Origin of the sequence: Flavobacterium piscisymbiosum (genome assembly GCF_020905295.1) — a bacterium.
Taxonomy (GTDB): domain Bacteria; phylum Bacteroidota; class Bacteroidia; order Flavobacteriales; family Flavobacteriaceae; genus Flavobacterium; species Flavobacterium piscisymbiosum.
The window spans coordinates 5,027,391-5,049,153 of record NZ_JAJJMM010000001.1 but is presented as its reverse complement, the minus strand read 5'-3'; the positions used below and the strand labels follow the sequence as shown (position 1 = coordinate 5,049,153).

Annotated in this window: 16 protein-coding genes and 2 pseudogenes; 12 read left to right on the top strand and 6 right to left on the bottom strand. The window is 33.2% G+C overall.

Going from position 1 to position 21,763, the window contains the following annotated elements; genetic code table 11:
- From LNP81_RS21500 to LNP81_RS21490, 4 genes and pseudogenes are all read left to right on the top strand, one after another.
- Window positions 1-447 carry a hypothetical protein gene (locus tag LNP81_RS21500; protein ID WP_230039345.1) on the top strand — a complete coding sequence of 149 codons (447 nt, stop codon included), beginning with the start codon at window positions 1-3 and terminating at the stop codon, window positions 445-447.
- Between the two features lie 222 nt (window positions 448-669).
- Window positions 670-795, top strand: a pseudogene (locus LNP81_RS27545) (transposase-like zinc-binding domain-containing protein); the annotation flags it as partial.
- Between the two features lie 326 nt (window positions 796-1,121).
- Window positions 1,122-1,721, top strand: a complete 600-nt coding sequence (locus LNP81_RS21495; protein ID WP_230039344.1) for an REP-associated tyrosine transposase — start codon at window positions 1,122-1,124, stop codon at window positions 1,719-1,721.
- Between the two features lie 168 nt (window positions 1,722-1,889).
- The gene (locus LNP81_RS21490; protein ID WP_230039343.1) at window positions 1,890-2,648 is read left to right on the top strand and encodes a hypothetical protein; all 759 of its coding nucleotides are present in this window, start codon (window positions 1,890-1,892) and stop codon (window positions 2,646-2,648) included.
- Between the two features lie 335 nt (window positions 2,649-2,983).
- Here LNP81_RS21490 and LNP81_RS21485 read toward each other — a convergent pair.
- The 3 genes and pseudogenes from LNP81_RS21485 to LNP81_RS21475 all read right to left on the bottom strand — a co-directional run.
- Window positions 2,984-3,442: pseudogene (locus LNP81_RS21485) on the bottom strand (transposase); the annotation flags it as partial.
- Window positions 3,443-3,568: 126 nt separating this feature from the next.
- Window positions 3,569-3,946 (bottom strand): hypothetical protein, encoded by a 378-nt coding sequence (locus LNP81_RS21480; protein WP_230039342.1) that lies wholly within the window; start codon window positions 3,944-3,946, stop codon window positions 3,569-3,571.
- Window positions 3,947-4,329: 383 nt separating this feature from the next.
- On the bottom strand, window positions 4,330-5,370 hold the full coding sequence (locus LNP81_RS21475) for a GntR family transcriptional regulator (RefSeq protein WP_230039341.1): 1,041 nt from the start codon (window positions 5,368-5,370) through the stop codon (window positions 4,330-4,332).
- Window positions 5,371-5,759: 389 nt separating this feature from the next.
- Between LNP81_RS21475 and rhaT the strand changes: the two genes are divergently transcribed.
- The 7 genes from rhaT to LNP81_RS21440 all read left to right on the top strand — a co-directional run bounded on the left by rhaT (window position 5,760) and on the right by LNP81_RS21440 (window position 15,277).
- Entirely contained in the window at window positions 5,760-6,809 is a 1,050-nt protein-coding gene (gene rhaT / locus LNP81_RS21470) for an L-rhamnose/proton symporter RhaT (RefSeq protein ID WP_230039340.1), read from the top strand.
- 24 nt (window positions 6,810-6,833) lie between these two features.
- On the top strand, window positions 6,834-8,975 hold the full coding sequence (locus LNP81_RS21465; RefSeq protein WP_230039339.1) for a bifunctional aldolase/short-chain dehydrogenase: 2,142 nt from the start codon (window positions 6,834-6,836) through the stop codon (window positions 8,973-8,975).
- Between the two features lie 194 nt (window positions 8,976-9,169).
- Window positions 9,170-10,444 (top strand): sugar isomerase, encoded by a 1,275-nt coding sequence (locus LNP81_RS21460; protein WP_230039338.1) that lies wholly within the window; start codon window positions 9,170-9,172, stop codon window positions 10,442-10,444.
- Between the two features lie 99 nt (window positions 10,445-10,543).
- Window positions 10,544-11,905 (top strand): FGGY-family carbohydrate kinase, encoded by a 1,362-nt coding sequence (locus tag LNP81_RS21455; RefSeq protein ID WP_230039337.1) that lies wholly within the window; start codon window positions 10,544-10,546, stop codon window positions 11,903-11,905.
- Window positions 11,906-12,366: 461 nt separating this feature from the next.
- Window positions 12,367-13,107: a (Fe-S)-binding protein gene (locus LNP81_RS21450; protein WP_230039336.1), complete on the top strand. Its 741-nt coding sequence runs from the start codon at window positions 12,367-12,369 to the stop codon at window positions 13,105-13,107.
- Between the two features lie 189 nt (window positions 13,108-13,296).
- Entirely contained in the window at window positions 13,297-14,697 is a 1,401-nt protein-coding gene (locus LNP81_RS21445) for a lactate utilization protein B (protein WP_230039335.1), read from the top strand.
- The gene (locus LNP81_RS21440; protein WP_230039334.1) at window positions 14,690-15,277 is read left to right on the top strand and encodes a LutC/YkgG family protein; all 588 of its coding nucleotides are present in this window, start codon (window positions 14,690-14,692) and stop codon (window positions 15,275-15,277) included. Before LNP81_RS21445 ends, LNP81_RS21440 begins: the two co-directional genes overlap by 8 nt.
- Window positions 15,278-15,339: 62 nt before the next feature.
- On the opposite strand, the gene LNP81_RS21435 is transcribed toward LNP81_RS21440, so the two are convergent.
- The 3 genes from LNP81_RS21435 to LNP81_RS21425 all read right to left on the bottom strand — a co-directional run bounded on the left by LNP81_RS21435 (window position 15,340) and on the right by LNP81_RS21425 (window position 18,057).
- On the bottom strand, window positions 15,340-16,098 hold the full coding sequence (locus tag LNP81_RS21435; protein WP_230039333.1) for a LytR/AlgR family response regulator transcription factor: 759 nt from the start codon (window positions 16,096-16,098) through the stop codon (window positions 15,340-15,342).
- Between the two features lie 12 nt (window positions 16,099-16,110).
- Window positions 16,111-17,151, bottom strand: a complete 1,041-nt coding sequence (locus tag LNP81_RS21430; protein ID WP_230039332.1) for a sensor histidine kinase — start codon at window positions 17,149-17,151, stop codon at window positions 16,111-16,113.
- A gap of 270 nt (window positions 17,152-17,421) precedes the next feature.
- A complete protein-coding gene (locus LNP81_RS21425; RefSeq protein WP_230039331.1) occupies window positions 17,422-18,057 on the bottom strand; it encodes an outer membrane beta-barrel protein in 636 nt (211 codons plus the stop codon).
- A 366-nt stretch (window positions 18,058-18,423) separates the two neighbouring features.
- On the opposite strand from LNP81_RS21425, the gene LNP81_RS21420 reads away from it, so the two are divergent.
- Complete coding sequence (locus LNP81_RS21420; RefSeq protein WP_230039330.1) at window positions 18,424-21,165, top strand: substrate-binding domain-containing protein; 2,742 nt, start codon at window positions 18,424-18,426, stop codon at window positions 21,163-21,165.
- The last annotated feature ends 598 nt before the right edge of the window (window positions 21,166-21,763 follow it).

The following is a 21,763-nucleotide window of genomic DNA, read 5'->3' as shown; positions in this document are numbered from 1 at the left end:
ATGATTACTGAAATAGAACAACAATCCTTAGATATTGATTGGTTTTTTACCGATGGAAAGCACGTAGCATTCGTTGCTTCAGGTGGTGGAAAACTACCTAAATCAATTGCAGAATCATCCGATTATAATTTGCTCTCTTCCTATTTTAGAAATTTACCTGAAAAATCTGAGATAGAAATTAATGTCAGTTTAAGTGAGATATTAAAAATGGTGCCAGATGAAAGATATTTAGCAGATTATGTTTTGATGACTAAAAAAGGTTTGTATTCTTTCGATAAAACTATATTAAATAATTTTTTAGACCCAAATTATCATCTAGTTGCTCAGCCTATCTCACCTTTAGAGATTATTGATTTGCCAAAGGAAGTATTTGAAATACTAATAAAATCTAAATATGATAAAAACTTAACATCAATTTCAAGTTTTAATTCATTTGAAATTACATAGCCCCCGATTACGAATAGTTCTGATGAAACTCTGTGCTAATGTCTCCTGACTTCGCACCCGCAATCTAAAGCAAACAAAAAAGCCGGTAGTGTTTCAAAGTTAGTGATATGATATTTTAGATTTCTAACTTGTTGAAATAGAATAAATATCATTAAAAAATAATTTAAAGATGAGCAGTAATGCTCATCTTTTTTGTTTTAATATTGCCTTAAACGTGCTAAAATGAATAAAAATGCGACATGGTGTTCCAAAGTTAGTGATGATGTAAATTGTCCTAAATGCAAAGAGAAAAAGGTTATTAGAAATGGTAGAACTAAAAACTATAAACAGCAGTACTACTGTAAAATGGGTAGTGTTTCAAAGTTAGTGATATAAGATTTTAGATTTCTAACCTTTTGAAATTGAACAAATTTTAGAAATAAATAATTTTAAGATGAGCAGTGATGCTCATCTTTTTTGTTTTATTATTGCCTTAAATGTGCTAAAATGAATAAAAACACCCGCTCCCCGAAGTGTTATCATGAAAAGCTGCGCAAATGTCTCTGACTTTGCGCATTTTTTTTTGTCTAATGAATCTTACATCTAATAAAAGTCTCCCGACTTTTAAGAATAACTTCTTGAGAACAATTTAAGTAAGAAAAATCAATTATTTTTGAACGAAATATAATTTAAAAATGAAAGAAGGATATGTAATTCGAGATCAAAAATTACCTCATTTTATAACATCAACAGTTGTAGACTGGATTGATGTTTTTACACGTCAAACGTACAGAGACATTGTAATTGACTGTTTCGATTATTGTATTAAAAATAAAGGAATGATTTTGTATGGCTATGTTATTATGAGCAATCATATTCATTTAATTGTTCAGTCTGAAGAAGGGAAATTGTCAGATTTAATTAGGGATTTTAAAAAGTTTATTGCAAAAAATATTTTAGATAAAATTCAAAGCAGTCCTGAAAGCAGAAAAGAATGGATGCTGGAACGTTTTAAACTTGCAGCTCAAAAACATCAGCGTAATAAAGAATATCAATTCTGGCAATATGGAAATCATGCAGAGGAAATTTATTCAACAGCCTTTATGTGGTCTAAATTGCATTATATACATTTGAATCCTGTGAGAGCCGGATTGGTTGCAAAAGCCTCGGATTATATTTATTCTAGTGCAGCTAATTATGTTAATAATTCAGGATTATTAGAAATTGAAAAAGTTGATAATCCAATAGTAAATGTTTTAGATCCAAAATCTTTAACTCTATATAATTTATATTAAATTCAGTATTAAAGTCGGAGACTTTCAGAGTTTTTCGTTTTTCAGTTACATTTGTTTAAAATGGCGCAAAGTCAGAGACATTTGCGCAGCTCGAATAAGGAACACTTCGGAGAGCAGGGGCAGCTCGAATAAGGAACACTTCGGAGAGCAGATTAAAACAAAAAAAAAATGAATGCATATAAAAAGGTCATACTGTTAGTATTTTTTATTTTATTGTCATGTAAAAAAAATACAAAAGAAATTATTCAATATGATGCAGAAGGAAAAATAGTTTCGAAAGTTTATGGGAATCCAGCAGAATTTATTGATTCTATTTTTTATTATAAAAATGGTGTAGTAGATTCAAAAATGGTAACTAATAAATTAAATAAATTATCGTTTTACGTAAAGTATTATGATGGGAAAAATATAGTTTCAGAGGGAAATACTATCAATAAGTTAAAAGATAATAAATGGAAGTATTATAATTCTAAAAATAAAGTTGAGAAAGTTGTAGAGTATAAAAATATATGTGGTGAAGAATATCCAAATCAAGAATGGAATTATGATTCAAAAGGCAATTTAGACATTCCTAATAGTTCTTTTTTTTCTTATACATTTAAAAATTCTAAATTTGGATCAAAAGTAAAGAATGAATTAATTATTAAATACGTTCCGTTAATAAAGAAAAAAGGTGTAATATCACTAATATATTTTTCACCTGATTTTGACAATAAATTTTGTAACATTGATAAAATAAAGAAAAACGGGTTAAAATCATCTGGAAATGATATTAGTTTTAAAATTAATATTAGTTTTAAAAATAAAGGAAAAAAATATTTTAGAGGTTACATCGAAGAGCATTTTTATGAAGACACAAATAATAAAGAAGTAGTTAATCATAAAACTAGAAAAGTTTATATTGATATTCCAATTATTGTTAACTAGCTAATAAGCCCCGCTTCCCGAAGTGTTCTCATGAAAAGCTGCGCAAATGTCTCTGACTTTGCGCAATTTTTTTTGTCTAATGAATCTTATATCTAATAAAAGTCTCCCGACTTTTCACTGTAAGTTTTCTAAAAATATTTTTTGTAAGATAAAAACGATTATTTTTATACGAATGAATCTTACATCTAATAAAAGTCTCCCGACTTTTTCAAAAAAAAAGCGCCAGATTTCTCTGAGATTTTCTATTCTAATATTCTTAATTAGAGTCTCAATTCTATAAAAAAAACTTAGTGTCTTCGTAGAAAAAAAATATCTCAATCGAATTAATTTACAACAGATTCTAGTTGTTCATTTTTAGAAAAGTTAAGTTTTCCAACTTCGTTGAGAAATTCAGGATCAAATTCAGTATACGCCCGAAGTGTATATTTTTCATCTCTTTTTTGCATTACAAAACGAATTTTCTGTACCATTAACCAAATAGGTTCGTATCGTTTGTGTCCTAACAAATATTGTATTTCTAAAATAGAAAATTTTCTTTTAGAGAGTGTCATTAGTTCAATACAAATCATCCAGTATTTAAGAGGTAAATTAGAGTTTTCCATCACTGTTCCGGAACGAAGACCAATTCTGTTTTTGCATTTCCTGCATTGAAATTTTAAATCAGATTTTCTGAAGGAATGGGTATTATTTGCGCATTTCTTGCAAATCAAACCATTTTTTAAACGCTTGTTTTTAAATTCTTCAATGCAAATTTCTTCATTTGGGTATTTTTCGAAGTACTCTCGTAATTCCATTTAGGGCTATTTTCTTTTACCGAATAAATATAGATAAATGAATTAGGCATGCAAAGAAAGAGCATAAATAAAAAAGAAAATATTCAAAAACGAATATTCTCTTTTTAAAATTTATATAAAATACAATTACAATTTTTCTGCTATTTCTTTTTTGTATTTATTCAGGATAGATTTTGTCATCCCTAAATTAGCTCTTGTAGAATCTACAGCTAAATAAATAAAATATTCTCCATTATCAGAAACGTCAATAATGTGAATTTGAGAAGTTAGGGTAATCATTACATTATCAACAGCCTGTCCTTGCAAATTTAATGCTTTTATAGCATTCATTTTTGCTTTAACAACTTCAAGATTAAATGCAGAGGCCAATTCAGGATCGAAATCGCTTACCACAGATTGTGAATAATATGACATTCCACTTTTGATTTCAGCTACAGAAACTGCGATAAAACCGGGTACATTTTTTTTTAGATCTTCTCCAAACTGTTTTAAAAAATCAGACATAGTTTTTAGTTATTTTAGGGTTTTGAAATCCTTTATGATGGATTTTGGGCAAAAATATAGATATGATTCTATTTAGTTATCCGCAATACGTACCTAAACTTATTTTTTTCTTAGCAATGTTTTCTTTGTTAAATAGTTTGTGAGGTTAGTATGATAGTAATGAAATTTAAAAAATCTATTTTCTTAAAAGGATTTACTTGAAAAGCTAAACAAATGCCTCATACTTTGCGCAATTTTTTTGTTCTAATAAATCTTAAATCAAATAAAATTCTCCTGATTTTTTCAAAAAAAAAGCCCCAGATTTCCCTGAAGCTTTCTACTTTAATACATAATTAGAATCTCAATTCTATAAAAAAATACTTAGCGCCTTAGTGGCAAAAAAACTAAATAGAATTTCGATCAATAAAATTAAACGGCACTTTTACCTGTCCTTTTTCTTTATTCAGAATCATTCGGGCAGCAGTTTCTCCCATTACATTAAAATCGGTAGACATCACCGTTATCCCCAATAACTCTTTCAAAGGTGTATCGTTATACGAAATCACGCCAATATCTTTACCCAGAGTAAATTTTTCATCACGAATTTGTTTCATTAAATTCACCAAATCCGATTCTTCGATGGTGATGAATAAATCCCCTTTTTTTAGAATCATATCATCGTAGACTTCGCTTAGAATTTCAAAATTGATTTCATGCTCCACACAAAATTTTCTAAACCCATGCAAAATTCTACGCGGATACGGATAAACCGCTTTGTCAGGATATACGAGAATTAGTTTTTCGTATTTTGTTATTTTGGCAAGACCTTCCTTTAAGGCGTTATAAATATCATTTTCAAAATCCTGATAAATCTTGATAATTTCGCCCTGCATCCCCAGTTTGATATTATCCATTAAAACAAGTTTGTCCTCTGGGATATTCTGGATCGCTTTCGCAACTTCATCAGTAAAACTCAAGTGTTTTAATTCATCGGTTTTAAAATGCGTTGTAATCACATAATAATCGTAAGCACCTTCAAATTTATCCAGTAAGTTCAAAAACAAGGTTTCGTCGCAGTGGTAAATATGCAAATCAGTATGCGCATTTGCTCCAATTGTATTGATGAATGAGTTGTAAGTCTTCATTTTATAAGCACTAAGCTTATTTAACACAAAGAGGATATTTACCTTAGATTCCAGTTTAGTTCGGGTAATATAATATCCTTTTCCTCTTATAGAAGAAATGATTTTTCGCTCCTTTAAAATATTATACGCCTTTTCGACAGTATCTCTCGACATATAAAACTCCTCGCTAAAGCTATTTATAGAGGGTATTTTTTGATTTATTTTTAAGTTTCCGTTGGCAATATTCTGCAGGATCGAATCTACAATTTGTTTGTATTTAGGAATCCTGGACTCTTCATCTATTTTAATTAATTTAATCATTTTGTAAGTCTTGTAAATTATGCAGCAATAAGTTACGATTTAATTTTGAGTTATAATTTGTGCAAAAAAAGTTTTAGCCTAAAAGGGTAAAATAATTCATTCCGGTACTTTTCTCACAAAGGCTTTCAAATTAAATAAGGGTTGTTGTATGTTTTTGCTGATTTGTATGTTTAAGGCAAATTGAGGATATAATAATTACGAAATCGATTGCTAAAATAGAAATTTTAAATTTATATTTCCAATAATATCGGGCAGTTGTTTGTAATAATCTTCAGTTTTAACATAAATAACAAAACTATAAAGGATAGTACAGGACAGTTTTCTTTTTTACATTCTATTATTTTACAAAACCAATTTAACTATCAAATTAACCAAAAACTAAATTATTAATGGAATCATTATTAGGAATCATTTTTCATTCTATCGGAGGATTTTCTTCAGGTAGTTTTTATATGCCATTTAAAAAAGTAAAAGATTGGGCTTGGGAAAGCTACTGGATCGTGGGAGGATTTTTCTCCTGGCTAATAGTACCGCCCATTGCTGCCTATTTAACGATTCCAAATTTTGTCGATATCATTGTAACAGCATCGCCAACCATAAAAGCTTTCACCTTTTTGATGGGATTAATTTGGGGAGTTGGAGGATTAACCTACGGCTTGGGAGTTCGCTATTTAGGAATGTCTTTAGGAAACTCTATTATCCTTGGATTTTGTTCTGCTTTTGGTGCCTTGGTTCCTTCAGTTTATTACGATTTATATCCAACAGAAGGTAAAATTTCGTTTACCGATATGCTTTCAAATCCAGGCGGACGTCTTGTTCTGGCAGGAGTTTTAGTTTGTCTTATAGGAATTGCCATTTCCGGAAAAGCAGGAATCTTAAAAGAAAAAGATTTTGCAACAGGACACGAGGATAAAGACAAAGATTTTAGTTTAGTAAAAGGTTTAATTATCGCCGTTATTTCGGGAATTCTGAGTTCGTTTTTTAATTACGGAATCGAAGCTGGAAAACCAATGGCAGAAACCGCAGTAAATTATGGCTGTAATCCGTTATTCCAAAACAATGTGACCTATATAGTTTTGATGTGGGGAGGTCTTACCACCAACTTTATCTGGTGCATGTACCTTAATTTCAAAAATAAAACTTTCTCAGATTATACCAATACCAAAACGCCAATTGCCAGAAACGTACTTTTTTCGGGTATTGCAGGAACGATGTGGTTTTTACAATTTTTCTTTTACGGAATGGGAGAAAGCAAATTAGGAAACGGCGCAAGTTCATGGATTTTGCACATGGCAACCATTATCCTGACAGCAAATTTCTGGGGCTTTTATCTTAAAGAATGGGCAGGAGTTTCTAAAAGAACTCTTAGAACTTTTGGTTGGGGAATTGCACTGATCATGCTATCAATTGTTTTAGTCGGAATTGGAAACTCATTATAAACATACAAACATAACATAACAACAATGTCGAATATAAATATAAATAATATGACTTTTAAGCATGTAAGCTATCTTTGGGATGACGCTAAGGCAGCAGCATTGGCAGGAGATGAAGTAGCGCTTTTCATTTATCGATCTAATTTATTAGGAGCCGATTTAAGATTGACAAACTATGGCGGTGGAAATACGTCGGTAAAAATTACTGATAAAGATCCGTTAACCGGAGAAACCTCTGAAGTAATGTGGATTAAAGGTTCTGGTGGAGACATTGGTACACTAACAAAATCAGGTTGTGCGGCACTTTATCTGGACCGTCTTCGTAATCTTGAAAATGTATACAGAGGAATAGAATTCGAAGACGAAATGGTCGAATTATTCAATCACTGTATTTTCGATTTGGCTTCAAAAGCACCTTCTATAGATACGCCTTTACATGGTTTTTTGCCTTTCAAACATATCGATCACTTACATCCTGATGCAGCCATTGCAATCGCTGCAGCCAAAGACGGAGCTAAAATTACCGACGAATTATTCGACGGCGAAATTGGCTGGGTAGGATGGCAGCGTCCTGGTTTTGACTTGGGGCTTCAGTTAAGAAGTTGTCTGGAAGAGGCAGAGAAAAAAGGAAAAAAATTACGTGGTATCATGTTAGGTTCTCACGGTTTGTTTACCTGGGGAGATACTGCTTACGAAAGTTATGTAAACACACTTGAGGTAATCGAGAAATGTGCTGAATATTTAGAAAGTAACTACGGAAAAAAACGTGCTGTTTTTGGAGGTAAAAAAATAGACAGTCTTCCTGAGGCTGATCGTAAATTAAAAGCGGCAAAAGTAGCACCAATTCTTAGAGGTTTCTGTTCATCAGAACGTCAAATGATTGGGCATTATACAGATGATGCAAGAGTTTTGGAATTCATTAATTCTAATGATTTATCAAAACTGGCTCCACTTGGAACTTCTTGTCCGGATCACTTTTTACGTACCAAAATCAGTCCTTTGGTTTTAACCTTAGAACCAAACGAAGATTTATCAGATGTTGATGCGATCAAAGCAAAATTAACACCTGCTTTTGAAGCGTATCGCGTCATGTACAAAGACTATTATAATACTTGCAAAAAGTCGAATTCGCCTGCAATGCGTGACCCAAATCCGGTTGTGATTTTATATCCGGGAGTTGGTATGTTTACGTTTGCTAAAGATAAAACAATGGCGCGTTTGGCATCAGAATATTATATCAATGCAGTCAATGTAATGAAAGGTGCCGAAGCAGTTTCAGAATATACTTCGCTGCCACATCAGGAAGCTTTTGATATTGAATATTGGTTGCTTGAAGAAGCCAAACTGCAACGTATGCCAAAACCAAAAGCACTTTCAGGAAGAGTAGCTGTAATTACAGGTTCGGCAGGCGGAATTGGTAAGGCAATTGCCAAAAAGTTTGCTCAGGAAGGTGCTTGTGTGGTCATCAACGACATCAACGAAGAACGTTTAGAACAAGCTACAGCTGAGTTTATTAAACTATTTGGTAAAGATGCTGTTTCAAGCACATTACTAAATGTAACAGACGAAAAAAGTACAGAAAAAGCATTAGACGAAGCTTCATTAGCTTTTGGAGGTGCAGATATTATAGTGAATAATGCAGGAATTAGTATTTCTAAATCTATTGCAGAACATACCCTTGAAGAATGGGACAGATTGTATGATATTTTGGTAAAAGGACAATTTATTGTTTCGAAAGCCGGAATCGAAGTCATGCGCAAACAAGGATTTGGCGGAGATATCGTAAACATTGTATCTAAAAATGCAGTTGTTGCGGGGCCAAATAATCCGGGTTACGGTTCGGCCAAAGCAGCTCAGGCACATTTAACACGTTTAATGGCAGCTGAATTAGGTGCCGATAAAATTCGTGTAAATACAGTAAATCCTGATGCAGTAATCTCAGATTCTAATATTTGGTCTGGTGGCTGGGCAGAAGGTCGTGCAAAAGCATACGGTATTACGGTTGCCGAGTTACCGGCTTATTATGCAAAACGTACGTTACTAAATGAAATTATATTGCCGGATGATATTGCAAACGCTTGTTTTGCATTCGTTGGCGGTTTGCTGGACAAATCAACAGGAAACGCCCTGAATGTAGACGGCGGAGTATCAATGGGCTTTTACAGATAGATAGTTTAAGTTTTTAAGTTTGTTTAAAGCAAAAGTGGTTTTTTGTGGTCTAACGTTCGATATCATTCGGACGTTAGATTTTTTTAGACATAACTGCCTGCAAAAATGAACAAATAGCATAAAAGAGTAAAGTTAAACCAGAGTTCAATTTATATAATTTATATATTGTAATCTCTATTAAAAGATAAAATAATATGTTAATCGGATCAAACAATATCGCATCTCACAACGACGATTTATTAAAAAAACATCAAAATAAATTTGCCTTTACAGTATCAGAAATTGGTGATACAGAATCTATTATTCAAAAATTGATCGATTTTCAAATCGCGATTCCATCTTGGGCTTTAGGAACAGGTGGAACACGTTTTGGTCGTTTTGCAGGAGGTGGAGAGCCACGTTCTATCGAAGAAAAAATCGAAGATGTAGGTTTGCTTCATGCTTTAAACAATGCTTCAGGAGCGATTTCTTTACATATTCCGTGGGATATTCCACAGGATTATAAAGCCATAAAAAGTCTTGCTGCACAACACAATTTAAGATTTGATGCCATGAATTCGAATACCTTTCAGGATCAGGCAGGTCAGGACAATTCGTATAAATTTGGATCATTACAAAACGTAAACAAAGCAGTTCGCAAACAAGCAATTGCTCATAATATAGAAGTTATCCAACACGGAATCGAATTAGGATCAGAATCACTAACAATTTGGTTAGCCGATGGATCTTCTTTTCCGGGACAATTAAACTTTAGAAAAGCCTACCAAAATACATTAGAAAGTTTAGAAGAAATCTACGATGCATTACCTTCAAACTGGAAATTATTTTTAGAATACAAATGTGCCGAACCTAATTTTTATTCCACAACAGTGGCAGATTGGGGACAATCGTATTCGTATGTGAAAAAATTAGGAGACAAAGCACAAACTTTGGTCGATTTAGGACATCATTTACCAAATGCCAATATCGAGCAAATCGTTTCATTATTATTGATGGAAGAAAAACTGGGAGGTTTTCACTTTAATGATTCAAAATACGGAGATGATGATTTAACAGCCGGAGCTTTAAAACCTTATCAATTATTCTTGATTTTTAATGAATTAGTAGAAGGAATGGACGCTCGCGGAATGAATCACGCCAAAGATTTAGGCTGGATGATCGATGCTTCTCACAACATAAAAGATCCTTTAGAAGATTTATTACAATCTGTAGAAGCCATTATGATTGCATATGCCCAGGCTCTTTTGGTAGACAGAAAAGCATTAGAAAAAGCGCAGGAAGAAAATGATGTTGTAAAAGCACAGGAAATCCTTCAGGACGCTTTCCGTACAGATGTTCGTGCATTGGTTGCCGAGGCTCGTTTACGTTCAGGCGCGGCATTAAATCCGGTGGAATTGTACAGAAGCCTTTCTGTTAGAAAAAATCTAATTGGTGAAAGAGGACTAAAAACATTGGCGACAGGATTGTAAATTATAAGTTATGAGTTATAGTAATACTCTATTGCAGTTTTTTATAAAACAAAAAACTAACTCATAACTCATAATTCAAAACTCATAACTTATAATTAAATGAATGTAGTTGCAATTTTTGACATTGGTAAAACAAACAAGAAAGTATTTTTATTTGATGAAAATTATAAAATTGTCTGGGAAAAATCAGTAAATCTTGACGAAACCCTCGACGAAGATGGTTTTCCCTGCGAAGATATCGAAGTCCTTAAAAACTGGATATTCGATCGATTGGCAGAAATTAAAAATCTAACGGATTACGTTTTAAAGGCCATCAATTTTAGTACTTACGGTGCTAGTTTTGTTTACATTGATGAAAAAGGAAAAGTTTTAACTCCTCTATACAATTACTTAAAAGAGTATCCGGAGGAGTTAAAAAACGACTTTTATAATAAATACAAAGGACAAGAAACTTTTGCAGTCAAAACGGCTTCGCCCGTATTGGGAAGTCTGAATTCTGGAATGCAGATTTACAGGCTCAAAGAAAAAAATCCGGAACTATTCGATCAGGTAAAATACTGTTTGCATTTACCGCAGTATTTGAGTTTTCTTTTAACCAATGAAGCTTACGCTGATATTACAAGTATTGGATGCCATACCAATCTTTGGAATTTTAAAAAGATGAAGTATCATAAATGGCTCAAAAATGAAGGTATTTCAGATAAAATTCCACCGCTTCATTACGGAAAAGATATTATAAAAAAAGAAGACGGACTAGCCATTGGTGTTGGACTTCACGACAGTTCATCGGCTATTATTCCGTACACAATAAACTTTACAGAACCTTTTGTTTTATTGTCGACCGGAACATGGAGTATTTCCCTGAATCCTTTCAATAATAAACAATTGACTTTTGAAGAATTGCAGCACGATTGTTTGTGTTATATGCAATACACAGAAAAGCCTGTAAAAGCAGCACGTCTGTTTTCAGGGAACGAACACGAATTACAAACAAAAAGATTGGCAGAACATTTTAAAGTGCCTATAGATACTTATAAAGAGGTTTATTTCGATAAAAAGATAGTGTCGAATTTGCGAGCGCTAAACTTTCAGATTATTTATCCAAAGAAATATGATTTTGATATTCTAAAAGAATGTCCGTTTCAAAAGAGAGATCTTGATAATTTTAAAAGCTACGAAATCGCCTATCATCAATTGATGCTGGATTTGGTAGAGCAACAGTTTTTTTCGACTAATCTGGTCATTCACAATAGTTCCGTAAAGAAGATTTTTGTAGATGGAGGCTTTAGTAAAAATTCAATTTTCATGAATTTATTGGCCGAAGCTTATCCGGATATCGAAGTTTTTGCCGCTTCGATGGCGCAGGCAAGTGCGTTGGGTGCTGCATTGGCGATTCATCAAAACTGGAATCCAAAACCGATCCAGAATGATTTGATTGATTTGAAGTTTTATAAGCATTGATTTTAAATTAAAAATTTAGAATTAAAAATTAAAAATAATTAGGTAATCCCGATTGCTATTAGGATAGAGGATTGTAGCTGATTCATTTCCGCATAGTTTGTCAATCCCGAGGAATGAGGGATGACAAAAAATGAGAGAAGCAAAAAATCTGCGTTATCTGCAAGATCTGCAAGAGAAAAACAGCAACAGATTAAGGAATTTTTGTTTCACGCAGATTTTACAGATTTAAGCAGATTTAATTTTAGATAATAATCTGCGTACATCGGCTTAAATCTTTTTAAAATCTGCGTGAAATAATAGTATAAAATAGATTACACATAAAAAACAAATACACACATAAAACATAAATTTTGTGCGTAAAAAAGAAATACAATTTTTTACATTAGCACTTTGAGATTTATTTGGAGTGAAAAGTCCTTTCATATTGATAAACAAACTCAAAGCGTTTAAAAAGACAACATATGAAAATCGGATTATTTATACCGTGTTATGTCGATCAGTTTTACCCAAAAGTAGGGATTGCAACTTATGAACTTTTGCAGAAATTAGGTTGCGAGGTTCATTTTCCAATGGGGCAAACCTGCTGCGGACAGCCTATGGCGAATAGCGGATACCAATATTTAACCAAAGGCTGTGATGCAAATTTTATCGCCAATTTTGCCGGATTCGATTATATTGTTTGCCCTTCCGGAAGTTGTGTTTTACATGTAAAAGAACATTTGCATGACGAAAAACAAGAAGAAGTAGCAGCAGAAATGCGAAAGAAAGTTTTCGAATTAACGGAGTTTATTACCGATATTTTAAAAGTAGATACTATAGAAGGAAATTTCCCGTACAGAGTAGGAATGCACGTAAGTTGTCATGGTCAACGCGGATTAAAGCTTTCGCAGATGACAGAACTTAATGCGCCATTTTTCTCTAAACCAGAGCAATTACTGCACAATATAAAAGGATTAGATTTGGTTTCTTTATCCAGAAAAGATGAATGTTGCGGTTTTGGAGGAACATTTTGTGTTACTGAAGAAGCTGTTTCGGTAAAAATGGGACAAGACCGAATAAAAGATCATGAAAACCATCATGTAGATTATATTACCGGTGGAGATATGTCGTGTTTGATGCATTTAGAAGGAATTCTAAAAAGGCAAAAAAGCCCCATCAAAACCATTCATATTGCTGAAATATTAAATTCGTTGGAAAATTAAAAAATAAGTTTTGAGTGTAATTTTTAACCGCAAAGCTCGCAAAGAAAAAAAACGCAAAGTCCGCTAAGATTAAATTTAGCTTTGCGAACCTTGCGTAAAAACATTGCGGACTTTGCGGTTAAATTAATTACCAATAGTTAAGGTTTAGAAATTTAATTAATTTCAAAATTGACTTTTAAATAATTAAAGATGTCATCAGAAAAAGTTATACCGCACAGCGAAGCCGCAACACGTTTTAACAAAGATGTAGAACGCGTCAACTGGCACGATGAAACACTTTGGTTTGTTCGTGAAAAAAGGGATAAATCGGCGCATCAAATCCCCGATTGGGAATTGCTTCGTGAAACTGCATCGCAAATCAAAAACAATGTGCTTTCTAATATTCACGATTATTTGATTGAATTTGAGGCCAATGCACAGAAAAACGGTATAATAGTACATTGGGCAGCCGATGCAAAAGAGCATAACGAAATTGTGCATTCGATCATGGCAAAACATGATGTAAAGCAAATGGTGAAATCAAAATCGATGCTTACAGAAGAATGCCATTTGAATGATTATCTGGCCGAAAAAGGCATTGAAGTAATCGATTCTGATTTAGGAGAATACATTGTTCAGCTTCGCAAAGAACCGCCCAGTCATATTGTTTTGCCCGCTATTCACCTTAAAAAAGAAGATGTAAGCGAAACTTTTCACGAACATTTAGGTACACAAAAAGGAAATATAGATCCTCAATATTTAACAGAATCGGCTCGTTTGAGTCTAAGAAATACCTTCTTAACGAGAAAAGTAGCGTTGACCGGAGTCAATTTTGCTATTGCAGAAACCGGCGAAATTGTCGTTTGTACCAATGAAGGAAATGCCGATATGGGCGCACATCTTGCCGATGTTCATATTGCCTGCATGGGATTCGAAAAACTGATTCCGCAACGCAAACATTTAGGTATTTTCCTTAGATTATTAGCCAGAAGCGCTACAGGACAGCCTATTACCACTTTTTCAAGTCATTTTAAGAAACCAAGAGACGGCAAAGAAATTCATATCGTGATTGTAGATAACGGCAGAAGTACTCAATTAGGCAGAGAAGATTTTAGAAATTCCCTCAAATGTATTCGTTGTGGCGCGTGTATGAATACATGCCCGGTCTACAGACGAAGCGGTGGACACAGTTATCACAATGCCGTTGCAGGACCAATTGGTTCTATTTTGGCACCCAATTTAGACATGAGCAAAAATGCCGACTTACCTTTTGCAAGTACACTTTGTGGTTCTTGTACCAATGTTTGTCCGGTAAAAATCGATATACACGACCAATTGTACAAATGGCGTCAGGTTTTGGTAAAAGAAGGTCATACACCAAAAGCCAAAACCGTTGCAATGAAAACGATGGCAACAGTTTTAGCGAATCCAACTATTTTTAATATTGCCGGAAAATCAGGTCGTTTTGTAATGAAAAATATTCCCGGTCTGGTCAATAATAAAATGAACAAATGGTACGATCAGCGCGAAATGCCGGAAGTTCCTGAGGAATCTTTTAGAGAATGGTACAAGAAAAATTCAAGAGAAGCAAAAGCAAAAGACAATGAGTAGTAAAGCAGATATTTTAAATAAAATAAAGCAAAATCAACCTGCTTTTATCACTAATTTGCCTGATCTGAATCTTTTAAGTTCAGAGAATCCTGATGTGCTTTCAACCTATAAAACAGTACTCAAAAATATAGGCGGAGATCCTGTTGAAGTGGCCAATTATGCTGAAATCATCGAATATATAAAATCAAATTATAATCTCGAAAAACGCCTGATCACCACAATTCCGGAACTTTCTGAAATTGCAGCTTTAGACTGGACAAACGATGACCCACATTCGCTTCAGGATGTCGAATTGAATGTGATTAAAGCTCATTTTGGCGTAGCCGAAAATAGTGCGCTTTGGGTGACAGATGATGTATTAGGACAACGCGTATCGCCATTTATTGCACAATATCTTGCTATAATTGTGCATAAAAAAGATATTATCGCCACCATGCATCAGGCCTATGAGAGAATTGGCAATCAGGAATATGGTTTCGGGACTTTTATTGCCGGACCATCCAAAACGGCTGATATCGAACAATCATTGGTTCTTGGAGCGCATGGCGCAAGAGGATTGATTGTTTTTTTATTGGATTAAGATTTAAGGAAACAATCTTTTAAATAATTATCGAAGCATTAATTTAAAAATCTATAAAAATTTTACTTGCTATCCAGCCAGTTTTTAAAAGAAATTCCGCGTTCCCTGCTTACTAATATTATTTCGTTAACAATAGGTTTGAGTTCCAGTTTTAGTTTATAATCAAAGGATTGAGATAATTTGTGGATTGATTTTAAGGAAACAATATAATTCCTGGTCACTTTAAAAAAGTCATCAGGATTTAATTCTTGCATTAATTCATCAAGTGTTTGCCTAATCACATATTTTTGGTTAGTATGTGTAGTAAGATATACTATTTTATTTTCAGAGCTGAAATAAGCAATATCAGCACTGGGAATTGTAATAAACAAATCTTTGTAGCTGATTAAAAATCGTGATTTATAAATGTCCTTTTGTAAACGCATTTTTTTTAAAATATCTACAACACTTTTATCAAGCTCGGGATTCATGAAACTTTTAATTCTTTTTATACTCGAGTCTAATTTTTTTTGCTCGATAGGCTTTAAAAGATAATCGATACCATTTACTTCAAATGCCTGTAATGCATACTTGTCATAGGCAGTCGTAAAAATAACGAACGATTGGATATTGACCTGATTAAAGATTTCAAAACTGATACCGTCAGTAAGACGTATATCCATAAAAATAATGTCAGGACTTTTTTCTTTTTCAAGCCAGGCGATACTATCGCGTACAGTTTGTAAAACTCCGGCAACTACAATTCCTTCTTCCAACTGTAAAAGCATTTTTTGCAATCTTGCCGCATTTGCAGCCTCATCTTCAATAATTAAAACGGTCATCGTAAATGTTTTTTAATTGTTTAATAAGGGAATTTTAACTTCAAAGCTATCTTCTAAATCATATACTTCAGGTGGTATTGCTCCTAAAACTTTATAACTATGATCAATATGCGCGAGACCAATTCCTTCACCGGGTTCTTTGGTAAATTTGGGTGCTTTATTGTTTTTTACTATTATCCATTGGTCTTCGTAACTTATACGAATAATAAGCGGCGCAGTTATAGAGAAAGAATTATGTTTTATAGCGTTTTCAATTAAAAGCTGTAGTGTCAATGGGGGAATATATTTGTTCAGAAGGTCGCTGTTATCGGCAATATAGATGGTAATAGAAGATCCATATCTTATTTGGTATAAAAATAAATACTCCTTGATGAAATCCAGTTCTGTTTTTAAAACTACAATATTTTTATTCCTATAAGACAAAAGATAACGATAAACAGCAGAAAGATTGGTAACATATTGTACAGCTGTGACTTGATTTTCTTCAATAAGAGAGGTAAGAGTACTAAGATTATTAAAAAGAAAATGAGGGTCTAATTGTAGCTTCAAAGCATTCAACTCGGCTTGTAAAGCCTGTTTTTTATTTTCAACAGCTTCAAGTTTACTTTCATTCCATTTTAGGAGAAGCTGCTCAGCCGTGAGTCCGGTAGTTACTAATATTGAAAATATAATACCAAAGATTAGCGCTCTTCTTAAAAGAAGGTCGTCATAACCATATTTTTGAGGAAGATCAATAGTAAAAAAGAGGACAACAAGAATACTCACAATAACTATTTGAAGCAGTAGTTGAAAGATAAACCTCGGCATAGTGTTTTTTTTCCAAACCGATTTTTTATTAAGCATTTGCGATAATCCAAGACCGGTTTCAAATAACACTATGGTAAAGATTAAACAAAACACTCCTTCTGTAATAAAATCAATTATCGTATAAAACTTCCATCCCTGAATATTACTCTCATCAGAATTAAGGAGTATTAAAATTAGATAAAGAAAAACAGCAAAAACGGGATATCCGTATAAGCGCAAATTTTTATAGTGTTTTGTATACATCATATAAATTTAATCATAAAGTAGAATGTCGTTGTATGATTATTAAATCTAAAATAATTCTTCACAATATATTCCAATTTTAGAAAGTTCTGTTATTAAAAATGCTGAGCAGTTTGTATCGCTCTCGACTCTTAAAATTTTGTCACAATCTTCTAAGTCAAAGTTCCATTTAGAATTCAAAAGTATTCTATTAAGAACAGGTTTTACTTTTCTTAACTTAGATTTTGTATTAATATCGGTTTTGTAGATGGAAATTATCATGCGAATATAGTATTAAAAACTAAAAAGATATGATTTTAAGCCTAGCTGAAGACTCATACCGCTTAGGTGTGTATCAGAACCTGAAGGAACCGTTGGAAGTCTGGAAGCTTGTCCTTCCAGAGAAACAATAAAATACCTGTTGAATATATAATTAACACCAATACTTGCTGATATGTAAAGGTAACTACCGGTTTTAGTCGTATAGCTTATTGTATTTTCATTTATCAGTACTGTTTTGGGAGAGTCGATAAAAGAAGTACCTGAACCCACCATTACAAAGGGTTGCCAATGTTTGATTTTGTATTGATATCCAATATTGATTCCTATCGTTGTGCTATTTGCTTTAGAATCGATTATAGAATTAAAACCATTTGAACTTTGGATAGATTTATAAGAGACAGTTGTTTGTCCAAACTGTAATTTAGCAAAATAATGTTCCTTATAGTTGAACTGAAGAAATGTTACTCCATTAGAACCAAGCTGATTTTTATCATCGGGAAATCCTTTAGCAGATTCTTTAAAAGGGGAAAAAACACCAAATGAGCCTCCAAAATCAACAGAGAATTTTTTTGTTCCTGTTTCAGATTGGGTTTGTGCCATTAATAAAGCAGAGAAAAAGAATAAAATGGTAATAAGTAACTTTGTCATTTACTATGATTTTTAAGATTAATGGCAAAGATAGATTGGGGTCGAAGATGGCTGTTTGTAGAATGTACCCAACTCCTGAATTTAGCTGCTGAAGTCGAAATTATGAGAACTCAATTTTTTTTGCAATACTTAAAATAACAGTAATGTTTACATTTACTTACAAAATATTTAATAGTATCGTTTTGAATTTAAGATATTACGATACTAATTTGTCTACATCAAATAAAAGTTTAATTTTACCTTATTATATATTGCCTTCCCACTTGTCAGTGAAAAATAATCCTTCCTAATTATTTTGACAGGTTGCTGGTCTAATAAGGTATTTTTTTTTGAAAACTCATTTTCATTTACATAAACTCATAATTCATGTATTCACTTGTAAAATATATTTTGCTGCTTTTTTTAGCATCATTAAGTTTAGTTTCCTGTACTCAAAAACAAGGAGATAAAATAAAAGTTGGATTTTCTCAGGCGATGACCACAGATGATTGGCGCAAACAAATGACCAGCTCAATGAAAATTGAAGCCTCATTACGCCCTGAAGTCGATTTAAAAATTAGCGATGCCAATAATAATGTCGCCAGACAAATAGATGATATCGAAAGGTTTATCGCTAATAAAGTAGATGTAATTATTGTATCTCCCATTCAGTCAAAACCCCTAACTGCCGTTGTCGAAAAATCGATCAAAGCCGGAATTCCGGTTCTTGTTGTAGACCGCAAAATCGATGGCGAAAATTACACGGCTTATCTTGGTGCAGATAATATCGAAATTGGAAGAATTGCCGCCAGATATATCATCTCGCACAGCAAAGGTTCTGGTAAAATCGTTGAAATTACGGGTGCAAACGGATCGTCGCCTGCGTATGAACGTAGTCTGGGTTTTACTCAGATTATTCAGGGAAATAAACGTTTTAAAGTTGTAAATACCATTCACGGCAATTGGGAAAAAGAGTCAGTAACCGCGCCATTAAAAACAATTCTTTTACAAAATCCTGATGTCGAATACATTTTCGCCCATAACGATCGTATGGCATTAAGCGCTTGGGAAACAGCCAAAACGGTTGGTTTAGAAAATAAAATTAAGTTTTTAGGTGTCGACGGACTAAACTCTGTCAATGGCGGAATCGAACTGGTAAAAAGCGGCGTTTTAGACGGAACCATTTTATATCCTACGGGAGGAAATGAAGCACTAAAACTGGCTTTGAAAATGTACAATAAAGAACCTATTTCTAAAAATAATATCCTCAATACCATTGTAATCGACCATAACAATGCTGAAATTATCGAAAACCAAATGGATAAAGTCGATCAGCAGCAAACCGTTATCGAGTCACAGCAAGGAGCTATAAAAGTGCAGGAAAGAGAATATGCTTCGCAAAACAATTTGGTGAGATTACTAAGTTTTTTCTTAGTGATTATCCTGAGTTTGACCATTTACAGCATTTACTCGACGATTTCTATTTCGAGAAAGAAAAAACAACTCGAACGTATTAATCAGACCGTAATTGATCAGAACAATGAAATTCAGGAAATGGCTAAAGTAGCCGAGAAAAGCAACGAAGCAAAACTGAATTTCTTTACCGGACTTTCGCATGAATTTAAAACTCCCATAACGCTTATTATGAGTTATGTAGAGTCTTTGATCGAAAATGAAAAAATAAAAGGAACCGCACTTATTGACGAGGTGAAACTCATTCATAAAAATTCGAACAGATTGCTCAGATTAATAAATCAGTTATTAGACTTTAGGAAAATAGAAGAACAAAAATTTACGTTAAGAGCCTCAAATACTAAAATCTATGATTTTACCAATGAAGTAATGACCAATTTTAAAGGAGAAGCTGCCCGCAGGAATATTGATTTTCAGCTGAGTATGAAAAATAAAAACCTGGAATTGTTTATCGATAGGGGATTGATGGATAAAGTGTATTTTAATTTGCTTTCCAACGCTTTTAAATTTACACCGGATAACGGAAAAATAAACATTTCGATTGTCGAAAACCAAGACAATACGGTAAAAATCAGCTTTAAGGATTCGGGAATCGGAATTCCGGAGAATGAATTGTCTAATGTCTTTAGTCCGTTTTTTAAAGCTTCAAATAATAATAAAAACAGTTCAGGAATTGGACTTCATTTATCGAAAGAGTTTGTGCTTTTGCATCACGGAACAATCGAACTAAAATCAAAACAAGGCAGTGAGTTTGTTATTACTTTATTGAAAGGAAATAGTCATTTACAGCCTTCAGAGATCGTAAGTAAAGCCGAAAACCTAAATATAACGCCCAATTTAATAACAGATAATCTTGATATAGAACCTGATTTTAAAGAAGTAAATACAATTGCTGAATCAGAGAAACATTCACTTTTGATTATAGAAGACAATATTGACTTGGTCACATTTTTAAAGGCAAAATTATCTGGTGAATATATCGTTTACTCTTCTGACGGAAGTGATGCTATCGAAAAAACAATGGAAATAGTACCCGATATCATCATTTGTGACATCAATTTAATAGATAAAGACGGTTATGAAATCAGTAAAGAATTGAAAAAAGATTTACGTTCGTCGCATATTCCTATTATTATTCTAACAGCGCAAAGCAATAAAGAATCTGTTTTAAAAGGTTTGCAGAGCGGAGTAGACCAATATTTGACCAAACCATTCAGTCTTTCGATCTTAAAACAATCCATTTCGGGCTTGCTTTTCAACAGAGAAAAACTCCGTTATTACTATACCAATAATATTTACCGCATCGAACCCGAATCTAAATTTGGTAATCAGGAACAAACGTTCATTACTAAAATGAATGATATCATCAAGATGAATGTCGAAAATCCTAAATTCTCTGTCGAAGATTTGGCAGACAAACTAAGTGTTTCAAGAGTTCAGTTGTATCGAAAAGTAAAAGCGATTATCGGAATTAATATTAGCGATCATATCAATAATGTCAAATTAGAGAAAGCCGCAGAGCTTTTAAAATCAAATGAGATGAACATTTCTGAAATTGCATACTCACTTGGATTCTCTTCTCCCAACTATTTTTCGACCGCTTTTAAGAATAAATTTGGAATTTCGCCAAAAGAATACAAAAATGATAAGTATTAATACCAATCAAGAATTTAGAGTCTGCAATTTGTGCTGTTAAGCACTAATATTGGTAGAATTTTTTTCAGGAGCTAATCCCGCTATTCGTTCCAATCTTTTGTGTCCGCCGCGGCGGACACAAAAGGATTTCCTCTTCTATCGGGGCTAGGACAATCATTTTCATAACAAGATTTCCGTCTAATTTGTCATTTCGGCGAAGGAGACCCGAGCGATAACGAACAGACGAATCAAATCTTCGCAAGTAACTCCGTAACGAGAATTTAATCGTTGTCAGATGAATTCAATAGAATACCTAAAAGTCCCGAAGCGCATGTCATTAAGTTAAGGAAAAATCTAATGGCACAATTTGTTAAGAACAATATCTCATCACTTTGTTTTTGTTCCGTAGGAACGTTTGATTTTATAATTAACAATTAGCAAAAACTTATACAGATTTCTTATACTATTTCTCAAACGTCCCAATGGGACGATGTTTCTCACGATGCATTTTTTTTCTACCGATGAGGTGTTCCGATGGAACACAATCTAAAATAGCTTAACTTAATGACATTACCCGAGCCTCGGGATTAGAAACCTGTTAGGATATCACATTTGAATT